This is a genomic window from Streptomyces sp. NRRL F-2664, from assembly GCF_000719345.1.
Classification (GTDB): domain Bacteria; phylum Actinomycetota; class Actinomycetes; order Streptomycetales; family Streptomycetaceae; genus Streptomyces.
In genome coordinates, this window is the sequence record NZ_JOFX01000438.1 from 1 (window position 1) to 339 (window position 339).

At 75.8% G+C, this 339-nt stretch carries 1 protein-coding gene; it reads left to right on the forward strand.

The features are described 5' to 3' along the window. Positions 1–339, forward strand: a 339-nt coding sequence (locus tag IF89_RS0136430; protein WP_030777968.1) for a KR domain-containing protein, incomplete at both ends; no start/stop codon positions are given.

Consider the following 339-nt stretch of genomic DNA (forward strand, 5'->3'; position numbering starts at 1 on the left):
CTCCTCCGGCGCCGGCACCCTCGGCGCACCCGGCCAGGGCAACTACGCCGCGGGCAACGTCTTCCTCGACGCACTGGCCCGCCACCGTACGGCACAGGGCCTGCCCGCCCACTCCCTGGCCTGGGGCGCCTGGGCCCCGAGCGGCGGCATGACCGCCACCCTCTCGGACACCGACGTCCAGCGGATCGCCGCCTCCGGAGCCACGCCCCTGACCGTCGAGCAGGGACTGGCCCTGTTCGACGCCGCCCTCGGGGCCGACGACGCGCTGCTGCTCCCCGTGCTGCTCGACACGACCGCGTTGCGTGCTCGTGGTGCTGAGCTGCCGCCCGTGCTCCGAGG